The 14,567-nt window shown below is 70.8% G+C and carries 11 protein-coding genes; 2 read left to right on the top strand and 9 right to left on the bottom strand.

Going from position 1 to position 14,567, the window contains the following annotated elements; all coding sequences use genetic code 11:
- Nucleotides 1-69: 69 nt before the first annotated feature.
- The 4 genes from MFF22_RS18645 to MFF22_RS18630 form a co-directional block, all read right to left on the bottom strand.
- Nucleotides 70-681: a hypothetical protein gene (locus MFF22_RS18645; RefSeq protein ID WP_238250751.1), complete on the bottom strand. Its 612-nt coding sequence runs from the start codon at nucleotides 679-681 to the stop codon at nucleotides 70-72.
- 47 nt (nucleotides 682-728) lie between these two features.
- Nucleotides 729-1,415, bottom strand: coding sequence for a class I SAM-dependent methyltransferase (locus MFF22_RS18640; RefSeq protein WP_238250749.1), 687 nt, complete (start codon nucleotides 1,413-1,415; stop codon nucleotides 729-731).
- A gap of 569 nt (nucleotides 1,416-1,984) precedes the next feature.
- Nucleotides 1,985-5,491 carry a YhaN family protein gene (locus MFF22_RS24710; protein ID WP_283206192.1) on the bottom strand — a complete coding sequence of 1,169 codons (3,507 nt, stop codon included), beginning with the start codon at nucleotides 5,489-5,491 and terminating at the stop codon, nucleotides 1,985-1,987.
- A gap of 4 nt (nucleotides 5,492-5,495) precedes the next feature.
- The gene (locus tag MFF22_RS18630) at nucleotides 5,496-6,740 is read right to left on the bottom strand and encodes a metallophosphoesterase family protein (RefSeq protein WP_238250747.1); all 1,245 of its coding nucleotides are present in this window, start codon (nucleotides 6,738-6,740) and stop codon (nucleotides 5,496-5,498) included.
- Nucleotides 6,741-6,926: 186 nt separating this feature from the next.
- Here MFF22_RS18630 and MFF22_RS18625 point away from each other — a divergent pair, with 186 nt between their 5' ends.
- On the top strand, nucleotides 6,927-7,475 hold the full coding sequence (locus tag MFF22_RS18625; protein WP_238250745.1) for a fasciclin domain-containing protein: 549 nt from the start codon (nucleotides 6,927-6,929) through the stop codon (nucleotides 7,473-7,475).
- Nucleotides 7,476-7,763: 288 nt separating this feature from the next.
- On the opposite strand, the gene MFF22_RS18620 is transcribed toward MFF22_RS18625, so the two are convergent.
- From MFF22_RS18620 to MFF22_RS18600, 5 genes are all read right to left on the bottom strand, one after another.
- On the bottom strand, nucleotides 7,764-8,480 hold the full coding sequence (locus tag MFF22_RS18620) for an anti-sigma factor (protein ID WP_238250742.1): 717 nt from the start codon (nucleotides 8,478-8,480) through the stop codon (nucleotides 7,764-7,766).
- On the bottom strand, nucleotides 8,477-9,085 hold the full coding sequence (locus tag MFF22_RS18615; protein WP_238250740.1) for a sigma-70 family RNA polymerase sigma factor: 609 nt from the start codon (nucleotides 9,083-9,085) through the stop codon (nucleotides 8,477-8,479). Before MFF22_RS18615 ends, MFF22_RS18620 begins: the two co-directional genes overlap by 4 nt.
- A gap of 45 nt (nucleotides 9,086-9,130) precedes the next feature.
- Nucleotides 9,131-10,693, bottom strand: coding sequence for an efflux transporter outer membrane subunit (locus tag MFF22_RS18610; RefSeq protein ID WP_238250738.1), 1,563 nt, complete (start codon nucleotides 10,691-10,693; stop codon nucleotides 9,131-9,133).
- 136 nt (nucleotides 10,694-10,829) lie between these two features.
- Nucleotides 10,830-12,407, bottom strand: a complete 1,578-nt coding sequence (locus MFF22_RS18605) for a DHA2 family efflux MFS transporter permease subunit (RefSeq protein WP_238250736.1) — start codon at nucleotides 12,405-12,407, stop codon at nucleotides 10,830-10,832.
- Nucleotides 12,404-13,759 carry an HlyD family secretion protein gene (locus tag MFF22_RS18600; RefSeq protein WP_238250734.1) on the bottom strand — a complete coding sequence of 452 codons (1,356 nt, stop codon included), beginning with the start codon at nucleotides 13,757-13,759 and terminating at the stop codon, nucleotides 12,404-12,406. Before MFF22_RS18600 ends, MFF22_RS18605 begins: the two co-directional genes overlap by 4 nt.
- Nucleotides 13,760-13,931: 172 nt before the next feature.
- Here MFF22_RS18600 and MFF22_RS18595 point away from each other — a divergent pair, with 172 nt between their 5' ends.
- Nucleotides 13,932-14,531 carry a TetR/AcrR family transcriptional regulator gene (locus tag MFF22_RS18595; protein WP_238250732.1) on the top strand — a complete coding sequence of 200 codons (600 nt, stop codon included), beginning with the start codon at nucleotides 13,932-13,934 and terminating at the stop codon, nucleotides 14,529-14,531.
- The last annotated feature ends 36 nt before the right edge of the window (nucleotides 14,532-14,567 follow it).

Raw genomic sequence — 14,567 nt, 5'->3', positions numbered from 1 at the left:
GCCCCCAACGCAGCGCGCCCCCTCCCCCGGCGGACCGGGAGAGAGGGCGCGGGTCGGACGATGGGCCGATCAGGCGTGGTGTTCGGCCTGCTCTTCCTCGTCGATCAGTTCGCCCTGCAGGAGCTTGAGCGGCGCCCGGTGATAGAGCTTGATGTCGTGGAAGGGGTCGGTGAGGATCTTCGTCGCCCAGACCACGCCGGTCATCGCGCTCTGCTGGATCCAGAGCTGGCCGACGCGGAAGAGCAGGCCACCGATGGCCAGCCACAGCCAGATCCAGCCGACATTGTGCAGCACGCCGCTCAAATCCTGCGCCGGGTTGAGCAGCCCGAAGAAGGTCGGGTCGAAGTACAGCGGCGCCGGGCACAGGACCCAGATCGAGAGAAGCACGATCTTCCGCTGAAGGTTGTAGCCGACCTTGATCTCTTCCTTGTGCTCGTGGGTCGCCTGATTGACGTGGTCGTAGCCCTTCGGCTCGAAGAACAGGTGCCCCGCCTGACGGCTGGTCATGGCCAGCAGCCAGCCAACCAGGGCCGCCTTGGCCGGATCCTTGAACGCCAAAACATAGGCCACCAGGAAGCAGATGGCGCTCACCATATGCAGGCTCTGGTTGATCAGGTTGTGATGGTAGTAGCGATGGTCGTCCCAGCGCTGGATGCGCAGCGCTTCCCGGAAGCTGGCCATGGGTCGAAACTCCGTGTCGTCGTCGCTGAAGGGAAGGTGACCGCCGGTCAGGCGGTCTTGCGCATGCGGATGAGGGAGAAGTGCCCGAGCGGGGGCAGTTCGCGCCGCTCCACGATCTCGATGCCCGGGGCGGACGCCGCCCAGGTCGTGTAGCGGGCCCACGGGAACTCCGTGCGCCAGCCGAGCCGGCTGGTGATGGGGGCGAGGGCGTGCTCGATCGTCCGGCGCAGGCCACGCTCCGCGCCGATGCGGCTGGTGATGATGATCTCGCCGCCGGGCCGGAGCACGCGGGCGAATTCGTCCAAGGCGACCTCCGGGTTCGGGACCGCCGTGACCACGTATTGCGCCACCACCACGTCGAAGGACTGGTCGGGCAGCTCGAGGCGCTCGGCATCCATCACCGCGAGCCGCTCGACGTTGCGCAGGCCGAGGCGCTGCACCCGGGCCCGGGCCTTCTCCAGCATCGGGGCAGAGATATCGATCCCCATGACGCTGCGGGACTTGGCGTAGGCCGGCAGCGAGAGGCCGGTGCCGACGCCCACCTCGAGCACCCGGCCGCCGACGCGCTCCGCCGCCGAGGCGGCGAGGCTGCGGCCCCGGGCGAAGACCGGTCCGAAGACCAGGTCGTAGATGGGGGCCCAGCGCCCGTAGGCCCGCGCAACCCCATCGCGGTCGAGGGCCGCGCCGAGCGCACCCTCCCGGGAGGAATCCCGGCTGTCCAATCCGATAGCCAAGTCTCGAAACCTTCCCTCAGGCGGCGGCGACGGGCCACCGGCCCACCCGCTGCGCGGATATCGGCCCGGACGGCGACCGGTTCGGAGGCCACACCTCCCACACCGTCCCGCCACCCGTCTCGCAAAGCGAAGCCGACGGAAGATGTATGGTTGATTTTTGAATGTTCTGTGACACCGTGCACGAGCGTCGCACTATTGGATCGCGCGTTGCAAGTTTTGATAAGCCGGCTCACGGCCGATATGCGAGATTTATGGCTTCGATTCGGTGATCCGTGGCAGCGTTCTACGGGTCAATGCAGGGCAGAAGCCGGCAAAACACTTGTCCGAAGGCGAATCGCACCTCCAGGCCTGATCCTGACGATCTGGCCGATAAGCCGGGCTTATCCCGCCCCAACCTCATCCTGAGGTGCGGCGAAGCCGCCTCGAAAGAGGGCTCCAGGGATCGCCGGGTTTTCTCGAAACCTCCTTCGAGGCCCGCTGGCGCAGGCACCTCAGGATGAGGGAAAGGGTGGGGGGGAACCGGTTCTCAGGTTGCGGAGGAGGTCAGCGGAAGTCCGCCGCCTCCGGCCCTACAGCGTCAGCACGTCCACGGCGTTGCCCAGGCGTGCCGTCGCGATGTCGGCCACGTGGCGGTGATGGGTGAACAAGATCGGCTGTACCGAACCGCCGATCTCGGCGAGGGTTTCGAGGCCGTGGGCGGTGCGGGCATCGTCGAAGGTCGAGAACAGGTCGTCGCCGACGAAGGGGGCCGGTTCGGCCCGTCCGGCATAGTCCTCGAGATGGGCGAGACGCAGGGCGAGGTAGAGCTGGTCCCGGGTGCCCTCGCTCATGGCCTCGATTCCCACGAGGCCGCCCCCGGCCTCGCCCGAGGCCCGCCGGCCCACGAGGCGGGGGGTGTCGGCTTCGTCATAGCTCTGGGCCAGGCCCTCGAAGGCGCCGCCGGTGAGGCGCGCGAAAAGGACGCCGGCCCGGGCGAGCATCGGATCCTGCTGTCCCGCCCGGTGCCGGGCGACAGCCGCGCCGAGCATCAGCCCGGCGAGGCGCAGCACCGCCCAGGAGCGGGCCGACTCCTGCATCTGCGCTTCGGCCGCCTTGCGCTCGGCCAGCGCCACCTCCGCACCGGTTCCACCTTCGAGTTCGGCCCGGCGGGCGAGGTCCCGCTCCCGGTCGGAATAGACCTTCCGGCTGGTGTCCTCCACCGCCTCGGCCTCGGCGGCCAGGGCCGCGAGCCCGGCCTCGATGGCCTCCGGGGGCGTCTCGGCGAGGCCGGCCCGCAGGTCCGCCTCGGGCAGGCCCTCCCCGGCCGCGCCGAGGTCCCGTCCCCGCAGCCGGGCGAGGTCCGCCCTGAGGCGCTGCCGGGCGTCGAGGCGCGCATGCAGGGATGCCAGGTCATCGAGGGTGCCAGATCCGGCCTCGGGCAGGCGCTCCGCCACCAGGGCGGCAAGCCGGTCCCGGGCCGCCTGCGCCATGCGGGCCGCCTCGTCCGATGCGTGTCCGGCGGCGTCCCGCAGCCGCGTCAGTTCCACCCGGCGCACGGCTTCGGCCTGGGCCGCCTCCAGGCGGTTGTGCAGGGTGCGGATCCCCGCCCCCGGCGACATGTCCGCGAGGTCGGGGGCGAGGTCGGCGATGAGGGTGGTCGAGGCGGCCTGGAACTGGTCCCGGTCGCGGACGAGGCCCCTCACCCGGCGGGTGAGGTCGCCATGCTGCGCCAGGGCCTGGGGCACCTCGCGCCAGGCCGCCAGGGCGCCCTCCGCCTCCTCCAGGCCGGCGGTGCCGGGCAAGGCGAGGTCCGCCATGGCACCGCTCCACGCCTCCCGCCAGACCGCCCGCCGGGCCGCCGTCTCGGCAAGGGCCGCCTGCTGGCGCTCCGCCGCCTGCCGGGCCGCGGCGAGGCGGCCGATCGCCTCCCGCGCCGCCTCCCACCGCGTCCCGAGGGCGGCGAGATGCCCTTCAAGGAGGTCGAGCATCGCCGCCGGGTCGAGGCCCGGCAGCACCGCCAGCCCGGCCCTCTCACAGAGGGCCGCCAGGGGCCCGGCCGCCGCGGCGATCTGCTCGGCCAGCCGGTCGCGGGCGATCCGCTCCTCGGCGAGGTCCTGCTCCGCCCCGATCACCGCCTGCGCCTCGGCGATCCAGCGGGCCATCTCCACGGGCGGACCGGGGCGAACGCCCGTCTCCCGCCACGCCTCCTGCCACGCGGCCTCGCCCTCGGCGACCTGCGCCTCGGCCTCGTCCAGGGCCCGCTCCTCCTCCCCCTGGTCGGCGAGCGCCGCGGTCAGGCGGTGCTGATCGTTGGCGTGGGCCGCCACCCGGGCCGCGTCGGAGGCGCGGGCGTCGGCGAGGCGGTCGGCGGCCTCCACCGCCCGCTCGTAGGTGGCGACGTCGCCGGGCGCGGCGGCTGCACCGGACAGCAGGGCGTCGCGGAGGGGCGCGAAGGCGTCGGCCCGGGCGCGACGCAGGGCGTCGAGGCGCTCCTGCGTCGCCACGGGGCCTTCGGCCTCACGCTCGTCCAGACGGAAGCGGATCTCCGCAACCCGCCGGCGGGCGGCGGCGAGGCGGTCGGCGGCCCGAGCCCGCTCCCGGGCCGCTTCGTCGAGGAGCGCCTGGAAGCGGCCGACGGCCTCGGCGGAGGGCAGCGGGGCCCGGGCCAGGAAAGCGGGGTCGGCGATGGCGGGGGACAGGCGCCCGGCCCGGTCCCGGAGAAGATCGCCCGCCCGGCGGATCCCGTCCTCGAACTCCCGGTGCCGGGCGATGGTCTCGCGGAGGCGCCCGAAGGGACGCATCATCTCGCGCAAGGGGGCCGGATCGAGGAGGGCGCCCGCCGCCTCTTCCTCGCGGATCAGGCGATCCCGCTCCGCCCCGGCGGTGTCGGCCTCGCGGGCGGCCTGGACCTCGGCAGCGTCGAGGGCGCGGCCCTCGCGCACGAGGCGCTCGATCCGGGCCCGGGCGGCATCGGTGGGCAGGGCCTTGGCCAGGGCGCCGCGATCCCGCACCCCGACCCGGGCGCAGAGGCGGTCCAGGGCCTGCGCGGCCCGGTCGGCCTCGCCGTGCAGCCGGGCGAGGTCGGTCCCGTCCTTCTCGAAGCGGTCGATCCCGCGGAACGCCTCCAGGATCTCTTCCGCCCGCGCCGCGAGGGGCGCGACCGGCGGCAGGGCATCGACCTCGGCCCGGGCGCGGGCGAGGGTCGCCTGGGCGCGGACGCCGTCGGCCTCCGCCGCCCGGCATTCGGAAAGGGCCTCCCCGAAGCGGGCGACCCAGGCGCCGTCGGCTTCGGCAGCGAAGGACGACTCGGCCGCAAAATCCTCGGCGAGGCGCGCCTCCAGAGCGTCGATCTCGGCGAGGACCGGCCCGGCCCGCTTCAGCCGCTCCAGCTTCGCCCGGGCGGTGGCAAGGCGACCGCGCTCGGCCCGGAGGCGATCGAGTTCGGCGCCGGCCGCGTCGATGGCCTCGTTGAGCTGGCGCCAGTCGACGGTGGAGATACCGGTCTCGCGCTCGGCCTTGCGGAACTCCTGCCAGCGGTCGAGGGCCTGATAGAAGGTGCGGTGCCCAGCCTTGCGGGTGGTGAAGATCGCCTCCGCCTCGCCGTCGAGGCGAGACTGGAGCTCGGTCAGCCCCCGCAGGCCGGATCCGGCGGCGAATAGGCTGGCGCCGACCTCGCCCTCCACATCGACCATCTCCTTGCCCCCCTGGCGCAGGGCCTCGGCATCGAGGCCGAAGGCGCGGCAGAAGACCGGGCGGCTGAGGCCGCCGAGGAAGGGGGCGAGGGCATCGTCCGGCAGGGGTGCGTCCTGCCCGTCGATCAGGGTCCGGGCATTGCCCTTGCGGCGGCGGAAGGCGAGGCGCCGTCCGTCCGAGGCGGCGATCTCGGCGCCGATCCGCAGGAGCGGCATGTCGTGCCGGAAGGCGTAGGCGGTCGACTTGCCGAAGCCGAAGAGCAGGTCGGTCACGGCCGCCAGCGCCGTGCTCTTGCCGGCCTCGTTGGCCCCGAGCACCACGTGGAGCCGGGCATCCGGCCGGAAGGTGAGCGTCCGGTCGGTGAAGGCGCCGTAGCGCTCGAGGTGCAGGCTCAGGAGGCGCATGGGCTCAGCAGGTCCGGCCCGAGAGGCGCCCCAGGACGAGGGCCTGCGCCTCGGCGCAGAGGGCTTCGAACTCGGCGTCGATGCCGGCCTCCTCCGCGACGCCGGAGGGCATCTTGCGGACGATCTCGGCCAGGGCCGCCAGGGCCCGCTCGCGAAAATCCGGGTCCCGGTCGAGGTCGGCCAGGAGGACCGTCGGGTCGAGGACCGCCGTGGCGGCGTCCGCCGTGGCCGGGGGCCGGCGCGTCTCCACCTTCAGGCGTTCCAGCCAGATCTCCTCGTGAACCCGGTGGGCAGCCGCCTGCACCTCCGCGGCGAGGTCGTCCCGGCCCGCGCAGAGCCGGTCGTGGGCGGCGCACTCCCCGGTGAGGTGGACACGCGCCAGGACGAGCCGCGAGGCGGCGACCGGGGCGAGGGGCCGGAACGCCGCCTCCACCCGCTCGTGAACCGCGGCCATCTCCCCCACGCCCGACAGGTCGATGGCGAGGCGCTCGAACCGGGCGCGGTCGAAGATCTGCCGTTCGACCGCCTGGACGCGCCCGTCCTCGACCGTCACCAGCACCGCCCCCCGCGGTCCGCATTCGCGCACGCTGCGACCCTGCAGGTTGCCGGGGAAGACGATCCACGGATCGCGGGACAGCTCCTGGTATTCGTGGATGTGGCCCAGCGCCCAGTAGCCGTAGCCGAGGCGGGCGAGGTCGGGGACCGAGCAGGGCGCGTAGGTCGCGTGGGCGGCGTGGCCCGTGCAGGAGGTGTGCAGCACGCCGAGGTTGAACCATCCCGGCATGGCGGCCGGGTAGGTGAGGGATAGGTTTTCCTCCACCGCACGGTTGGGGAAGCTGCGGCCGTGCAGGGCGACCCGCCACCGGTCCAGCGTATGGGTCGTCGCGCGGTTCGACGGGAAGACGTGGACCGACGTCGGCAGGGTGATGGTACGGGTGATGACGCTCTCGGCATCGTGGTTGCCGCGCACCATCACGATGGGAATGCCGGCCCTGTCGAGGCGGCCGACCTGCCGGGCGAAGAACAGGCCGATGGACGCGTCCGCCCAGTCGCCGTCGTAGATGTCCCCCGCCACCACCACGAAGGCCACCGCTGTCTCGATGGCGAAGGTCACGAGGTCTTCGAAGGCGGTGCGTCCCGCGGCGGCCAGGCGCCGGGCGAGGTCGGCATCCCGGCCAGCGAGGCCGATGAGCGGACTGCCGAGATGGAGGTCGGCGGCGTGGATGAACTGGAAACGGGGCGTCGACATCCGGGTCCTGGGCGGCGGCAGATGTTCTTAGGACGTTCCGGCGGGACGGCTCAAGGGACCGGGCGGCCCGTCCACCGGCACATCGCTTTTTTGGGGTGTCTGCACGGCAAGCCTGAAACTTTCCGGCCCCTCCCCTCCGTAGAGGACCGCGACGCCCCAGACGGGGTGCTTCGTAAGGGAGCCAACATGTCCAAGTCGCTTCTGCGTCTCGCCTTCGCCCTCGGCCTCGCCGCCACGGCGGGCCCGGCGCTCGCCAAGAACCCGATGGTCGGCGGAGCGCCGATGTATGCGAACAAGACCATCGTCGAGAACGCCGTGAACTCGAAGGACCACACCACGCTGGTCGCCGCCGTGAAGGCCGCCGGCCTCGTGGACACCCTGTCCGGCCCGGGCCCCTTCACGGTCTTCGCCCCGACCAACGCCGCGTTCGCCAAGCTGCCGCCGGGCACCGTCGAGTCCCTGGTGCAGCCGCAGAACAAGGCTCAGCTCACCAGCATCCTGACCTATCACGTGGTCCCGGGTGTCTACACGGCCAAGGAGCTGATGGCGGCGGTGCGCCAGGGCGGCGGCCAGGCCGAGCTGAAGACGGTGCAGGGCGAGCCCCTCACGGTCACCACCAAGGGCAAGGCCGTCATGGTCACCGACACCAAGGGCAACACGGCCAAGGTCACGATCGCCAACGTGATGCAGTCGAACGGCGTGATCCACGTCATCAACACCGTGATGATGCCCTAATCTGACCCACCGCCGGGATCCGATGGTCCCCCCTCTCCCCGCTTGGCGGGGAGGGGGGATCCTTGCGGAAACCGGTCACCGACCGCCGTTCCCACCCTCCCCCTCATCCTGAGGTGCCGGCTTGAAGCGACGGCCTCGAAGAAGGGTTGAAGAAGGCTCCGCGATCCCTGGAGCGCTCCTTCGAGGCCCGCCGAGGCGGGCACCTCAGGATGAGGGCGAGGGTGGGTTTACTCCGGCAAAGATCGTCGCTGGAACGGTGGCCGTGGGCGTCGCGATGGCGACAGCCCCCTACTCCTTCAGCAACTTGCCCGAATAGACCACCGGCCCGGTGGGCGAACCGGTCGGCGAACCGCCCTTAGGTTCCACCGTCACCGCGAGGCTTCCGCCCTCGGCACCCTCGCGGAGGGCGTCCGGGATGGACAGGCGGGCCGACGCACCGGTCACGAGCCCCATCGAACGCGGCGTCGCGCCGGCCCCCACGTACCAGAGCTCGAGGCTGCGGTCCGGCGGTGCCTGCGCGGCGAGGCTGCGCACCTGCACCGTATTCCCGGCGAGATCGACGCGGACGATCAGAGCCGGGAGCGCCCCGCCCCGGTCCACCACGGCAACGTACTGCGCCCCCTCAGGCACAGACGGCACTCCGGCGGCGATCCACAGGGCGAGGCCGGCGGCGAGCGCCCCCGCCACACCGGCCGCGAGGCGCCAGCGCCGCAATCTCCGCTGCAACTTAAGGATGCGGGCGTCGCCGGTCTCCTCCACAGCGACGGGCCCGCCCGCGATCCGCGCCTCGATGCCGGCCCAGGTCGCCGGACCGGGGGCCGCAGGCGGGGCGGTGGCGGCCAGGGGCGCGAGCCGATTCTCCCACGCGATCACCAGGGCGCGCAGGGATGCATCCGCCTTCAGCGCCTCCACGAACGCCGCGCGCTCCTTGGGGGGGAGCGTGCCGAGCACGTATTCGCCGGCCGTTCCTTCGGGGTCCTCGGCCCAGGGCTTCGGCGTGCTCATGCGGCCTCCAGACAACCGCGCAGGCTGAGGAGGCCCCGGCGCAGCCACGTCTTAATGGTGTTGACCGGCTTGCCGTGGCGCTCCGCCAACTCCTCGCGGGACCAGCCCTCGCAATAGGCGAGGACGAGGCATTCGCGCTGGGGCCCCTCCACCCTGTCGAGGCAGCGGACCAGGGCATCCCGGTCGGCGAGGTCGGCCTCCCCGTCCCAGGGGTCTGGGAGGCGCTCGATCCATCCGTCCTCGAGGGGGGCCACGCGGGCGGACCGGTCCTGGCGCAGGCGGTCGATCGCCCGATGCCGGGCGATCGCGGCGAGCCAGACGAGCGGGGTGCCGGACGCCGCGTCGTAGCTGCCCGCCCGCTGCCAGATGCGCACGAAGACCTCCTGAAGGGTGTCTTCCGCCGCACCCCGGTCCCCCACGATACGCAGGATGATCCCCAGAAGTTTCGGGGCGGTCGCCTCATAGAGGGCGCGGAGCGCGGCGCGATCTTCCCGGGCGATGCCCGCGATCAGCCGCGCACAATCCTCATCGCGCTGCGCGCTCCCCAAAGCACCGTCCCCCCGTCCCGCGGCCGCGCGACGGCCGAGCTTCCAGGCCTGTACCATATCCCGGGTCGCGCCGCTTCCTGAAAGCCCCGACCGGACAGGCGCTCAGGGGACCACCGGCCTTGGGATGATCTCAGCCACCGGCACCTGTGCCGAATCCGGCGGACCCGGCGGCGTCGGCTGGGGCGGGAAGCTGCCCTCCCAGCCGCCGCCGAGCGCCTTCGACAGGGCGACGAAGTCCGTCGACATCCCCGCGGTGGCCTGGGACAGGTTGGTCTCGGCCTGGAGCACGACCTGTGCGTTCTGCAGCACCGTCGTGAAGATCTCGACGCCCTGCGTGTAGCGCGCCCGGGCGAGGTCGAGGCCCCGGCGGGCATCGCCCACCTGCCGGGCGAGGCGGGCCCGGCGGTTGGCATCGCCCTGGAGGGAGGCGAGCGCGTTGACGACGTCGTGCCAGCCCTGGAGCACCGCCTTCTGGTAGGCGATGGCCGCCTCCTGCTGCCGGGCCTGCTGGAGGACGAGGTTCGAGCGCAGCCGACCGCCCTCGAACAGCGGGATCGAGAAGGACGGGCCGATATTCATGTATTGCAGCGACGAGCCGCGGAAGATCTTGCCCGGATCGATGGCGTTGACCGTGGGGCTGGCGGTGAGCGTCACCCGGGGGAAGAACTCGGCCTCCGCCTCGCCGATATCGGCGATGGCCGCGTGCAGGCTCGCCTCCGCCTGACGGATGTCGGGCCGGCGGCGGATCAGCTCGGAGGGGATGCCCACCGGCACCTTCGGCGGCACCGGCGGGATGCCCCGCCCGCCGGTCAGATCCTGGGCCAGCGCCAGTGGCGGCTCCCCGAGCAGGAGGGAGATGGCGTTGACCTGCTGGATCTCCTGCTGCTGCAACTGCGGGATCTGCGCCTCAATGGACTCGACCTGCGAGGCGGCGCTCGCCACGTCGAGCCCCGTGACGAGGCCCTTCTGCTGGCGGATGCGGACCACGTCGAGGATCTGCTGGTTCACCCGGACGTAGGATTGATAGATGCGGATCAGGTCCTGGGTGCCGCGCAGCTGCACGTAGTCCCGGGCCAGCTCGCCCTGGGCCGAGACCAGGGCGCCCCGGCGCTGCTCCGCCGACGCCTCCGCCTGGGCCTGGGCGGATTCGACCGACCGGCGCACCCGGCCCCAGAGATCGAGTTCCCACGAAGCGTCGAAGCCAAGGGTGTAGCTCTCGAAGCCGTTGGTCAGCGGCGCGGTGGGGTCGGTGCCCCCGGTCAGGCCGCCCAGGGAGTTCGACAGCAGGCCGATCGTCCCGTTCTTGCTGAACTGCTGCCGGTAGGCCGAGCCGGTGCCCGACAGGGTCGGCAGGGCCGCCGCCGCGCTGGTCCCGAGCTGGGCGCGGCTCTGGAGGAGCCGTGCCGAGGCGGTCTGCACGTCGAGGTTCTGGGAGGCGATCCGGGCCTCGAGCCCGTCGAGGATGGGGTCGCGGAAGGCACGCCACCATTCCACGTCCGGCGGCGCCTCCGTGGTCCGGCGCAGGAGGGGCAGCGAGGTATGGACCGGCCGTCCGGGCGCGGGTTCGACATAGGTGGCCGACGCCGTGACCGCGGGCACCGGGCGCACGAAATCCGGCCCGACGACGCAGCCCCCGAGGACGCCGGTGACACCGACCGCCGTCATGGCGAGCGCAGCGAAGCCATTGAGGGATCCGCCACGCCGTGAGCCGTCCCGCTGCCCTGGGTTGCTTCGCTTGGCGCGCAATGACGGAGTGGCTTGGGCCGGTAACGGCCAAACACTCAGAAGGCGGGGTCTCATATCAGTGCCCTCCGCCGCCGCCGCCCGAAGCGGTCTTGGCCGAGATGAAGAAGCAGAACGGCACCACGAGGAAGGCGATGACCGCCGTGTATTGGAAGACGTTGCCGTAGGCGAGGATCGAGGCCTGGTTCATGTACATCTGGTACGTGTGGGCCACCGCCTCCTGATGGACGGCATCCGCGGCGCGGCCGAGGGAGCGCAGCGTGTTCTCGCTCTCCTGGATCAGCGTGTTGTAGCCCTGCCGGAGCGGCGTCATGAAGCCGGACAGGTGGGCCTGATCGGCCTGCCGCCGCTCGGTGACGGCGGCGGTGGAGAGGGAGATCCCCAGCGATCCGAACACGTTGCGGAACATCGAGAACAAAGCCGCCCCGTCGCTCCGATATTTCTGCGGCAGGGTCAGGTAGGCGATCGTCGAGATCGGCACGAACAGGAAACCCAGTGCCGCCGTCTGCATCGAGCGCATGATGACGAGGGTCTTGAAGTCGATGCTGGGAGCGAGCTTGCTCGAATACATCAGCGCCACGCCCATCAGCGAGAAGCCGAACATCACGATGTAGCGGGTCTGCACGATCTTCATCAGCTGCCCGACGATGGGGATGAGGACGATCACCACCATGCCGCCGGGCGACAGGATCAGGCCCGATTGGAGAGCCGGGTAGCCCAACACGTTCTGCGCGAATTGCGGGATGATCACGGCGCTGGCGTAGAGGGCGAAGCCCATGGCGCCGATGAGGATGCAGCCGATGGCGAAGTTCTTGTCCCGGAACACGTCGAGATCGATGATCGGCTTCTTCGCCGTCAGCAGCCAGCAGATGGCGAAGAACACCCCGAGGCCGCCGATGATCGACATGGTGACGATGAACGGCGAGCCGAGCCAACCGTCGTCCTCGCCGCGGTCGAACACGATCTGCAGGCAGCCGATGCCGATGACGATCAGCGACAGGCCGATATAGTCGATCCCGCGCTTGCGGTTCTTCTTGGCCTGCTCGTGGGGCGGATCCTCCACGAGGATCGAGTTCAGGATCACCGCCAGGATGCCCACCGGCACGTTGACGAAGAAGATCCAGCGCCAGTCGAGGTGCTCCACGAGGTAGCCGCCCAGCGTCGGGCCGAGGACCGGGGCGACGATGGTCGCCACCGCCGTGACGCCGAAGGCCGCCCCGCGCTTGGCGGGGGGGAAGGTGTCGAGGATGATCGCCTGCTGGCTCGGCTGGAGCCCGCCGCCGAAGAAGCCCTGCATCAGCCGGAACAGGATGATCTGCCCGAGGCTCTGGCTGAGGCCGCAGAGCAGGGACGAGACCGTGAACATGCCGATGCAGATGATGAAGTAGCGCTTGCGCCCGATCGTGTCGGAGAGCCACCCGGCGATGGTGAGCACGATGCCGTTGGCGACGAGATAGGCGGTGAGCGTGTAGGTCGCCTCGTCGTTCGAGGCGGCCAGGGACCCGGCGATGTAGGGCAACGCCACGTTGACGATGGTGGTGTCGAGGATCTCCATGAAGGCCGCCATCGTCACCACGATGGCGATCAGCCACGGGTTGTGCCGAGGCGTCCAGGCCTGCTCCCCCCCGCCGCTCACTTGAGCATCACCGTCGGCTCCACGCTGATGCCGAGCGGCAGCGGCTCATCGGGCTTGAGCCCGGAATCGATCACGATCTTCACCGGCACCCGCTGCACGATCTTGATGAAGTTGCCCGTGGCGTTCTCGGCCGGGAATGCGGAGAATTTCGAGCCGGATCCCCGCTGGATCGAGTCCACGTGGCCGTGGAGGTCGAGGTCCGGGTAGGCGTCGACGGTGATCGTCACCTTCTGCCCGGGGTGCATCCCGTTCAGTTCGGTCTCCTTGTAGTTCGCCGTCACCCAGACGTCGGTCGTCACGAGGGACATCACCTGCTGGCCGGCGGAAATGTAATTACCGGCGTTGACGTTGCGGCGCGTCACCCAGCCGTCCTGGGGCGCGCGGACCACCGACCACTCGACGTTGAGCTTGGCTTGGTCGAGGCGCCCTTGCGCCTGCTCGATCTGGCCCTCGATCTGGCTTAACTGGTCCTCGGACTGGCCGATATTCTGCTTCACCGGCTCGGCCTGGATCACCCGGGCCTGAGCCTGCTCCACCTGCGCCTTCGCCTGGGCGAGGTTGGACGCGGTGGTGTCGACCTCCTGCTGGGTGGTGGCGAGCTTCGGCAGGCTCTTCTGCCGGTCGTAGTTCGCCTGCTGGAGCTGCAGGTTCGACTTGGCCGAATCGAGGTTCGCCTTCGCCAGCTCGAGGGCGGCGGGGAAGTTCTTCCTGGCGATCTCGACCCCGAGCCGCTGGCTCGACGCCTGGGCTTTGGTGGTATCGAGCTGGCCCTGGGCCTGTTCCTGGCTGAACACGTATTGCCGGGCGTCGATGTGGAACAGCGGATCGCCCTTATGGACGAACTGGTTGTCCGTGACGTCGAGGGTCACGACCTGCCCAGAGACCTGCGGTGCGATGGTGACGATGTTGCCGTCCGTATAGGCGTCGTCCGTCGTGGCCTTCCCGCGGGTCGAAAGCCAGTAATAGATGCCGCCGCCGACGAGCAGCAGGATGACCACCGCGGCGATGCCGAGCACCAGCGGGCGCCGCTTCTTGCGACGCTGCTGCCCTTCGGCCTCGTCCTTGTCGCCCTGGTCTTTCTGCTTCTTCGAATCCGCGTCCCCGTCGGCCTGCTTGTCGCTGCCGTCCTTGGCCTGCGGCGAGCCGCCGTTTCGCCCTTCCGGGGACCGCTTCCCGTCGGAGCGGGAACGGTCGGTGTCGTCGCGCTCCCTGGATTCACGACCCTCGTCGGCGTCGTCGAACCGGTCGTCATCGTCCCGGCTGCCGCCGACATCGAGATAGTCCCGACGCCGATGGCCCGAGCGGCCGCGGCTCGGCCGGTGCCCGAACGCGTCGTCGTCGATGTCTCGCATTCTTGGCTGCTCGATCCTGGGCCCGGGCCCGAAGAGGCCCGCGGCGGAAACGGGTCACCGGGCGGGCCGCAATTGCCCCGGCACAAGCGAACCGTTAGGTACGCTTATAAGGCGGGCAACTCCTCATATGTCAATCTCTGACGACACAACCCAAAGGCGCAGATGCGGCCCTGTGCCGAGGGGGCAACGCCGCCGTCGCGAGATCCTTGCCGTCGCCGAGCGGGTGCTGCTCAGCCACGGCTTCGCCGAGACGACGATGCAGCGCGTGGCCGAGGAGGCCGGCGCGTCGAAGGAGACGCTGTACCGGCATTTCAACAGCAAGGACGACCTGCTGATCGAGATCGTCGTCGCCCGGACGGAGACGCTGAGGGTTGCCCTCGATGCGAGCTTCGAGCGGGGGGAGAGTATCGCGGTGGTGCTCAGGGAATTGGGCCGCAATCTCCTTGAAGCGATGGCCGGGCCGGAGGTCATCCCCCTCCTTCGTATCGTCGTCACCGAAACGGTCCGCAATCCGGCGCTCGGCATCGCCCTGTTCACGGCGGGCCCCGAACGGACCACCCGGCTCCTGACCAATGCCCTCGAGGCGGCGAAAGGCCGCGGCGAATTCCAGGGGAGGGATCCGGCCCTGGCGGCCTCACTCTACATCGGCGCCATCCTCGGCAATCAGACGCTGATCAACCTCCTGCGCCCGCCCGAACGCCCGCTCAGCGCGCAGGAGATGGACACCCGGGTCGATGAGGCGGTCGCCCTGTTCCTCGCCCGGTACGGATAGGATGGGGCCAGGCGACGCCCGTCCCGTCACGGCCTC

Origin of the sequence: Methylobacterium persicinum, assembly GCF_022179525.1 — a bacterium.
GTDB lineage: Bacteria > Pseudomonadota > Alphaproteobacteria > Rhizobiales > Beijerinckiaceae > Methylobacterium > Methylobacterium persicinum.
Note: the sequence above shows the minus strand (reverse complement) of the source record. Positions and strands in the feature narration are given on the sequence as shown.

Bases quoted from the DNA above. Each gene is read 5' to 3' on its own strand.
- MFF22_RS18615 (WP_238250740.1), bottom strand. From the start codon at position 9,085: ATGGTACAGGCCTGGAAGCTCGGCCGTCGCGCGGCCGCGGGACGGGGG.
- MFF22_RS18645 (WP_238250751.1), bottom strand. From the start codon at position 681: ATGGCCAGCTTCCGGGAAGCGCTGCGCATCCAGCGCTGGGACGACCAT.
- MFF22_RS18600 (WP_238250734.1), bottom strand. From the start codon at position 13,759: ATGCGAGACATCGACGACGACGCGTTCGGGCACCGGCCGAGCCGCGGC.
- MFF22_RS18610 (WP_238250738.1), bottom strand. From the start codon at position 10,693: ATGACGGCGGTCGGTGTCACCGGCGTCCTCGGGGGCTGCGTCGTCGGG.
- MFF22_RS18625 (WP_238250745.1), top strand. From the start codon at position 6,927: ATGTCCAAGTCGCTTCTGCGTCTCGCCTTCGCCCTCGGCCTCGCCGCC.
- MFF22_RS18630 (WP_238250747.1), bottom strand. From the start codon at position 6,740: ATGTCGACGCCCCGTTTCCAGTTCATCCACGCCGCCGACCTCCATCTC.
- MFF22_RS24710 (WP_283206192.1), bottom strand. From the start codon at position 5,491: ATGCGCCTCCTGAGCCTGCACCTCGAGCGCTACGGCGCCTTCACCGAC.
- MFF22_RS18620 (WP_238250742.1), bottom strand. From the start codon at position 8,480: ATGAGCACGCCGAAGCCCTGGGCCGAGGACCCCGAAGGAACGGCCGGC.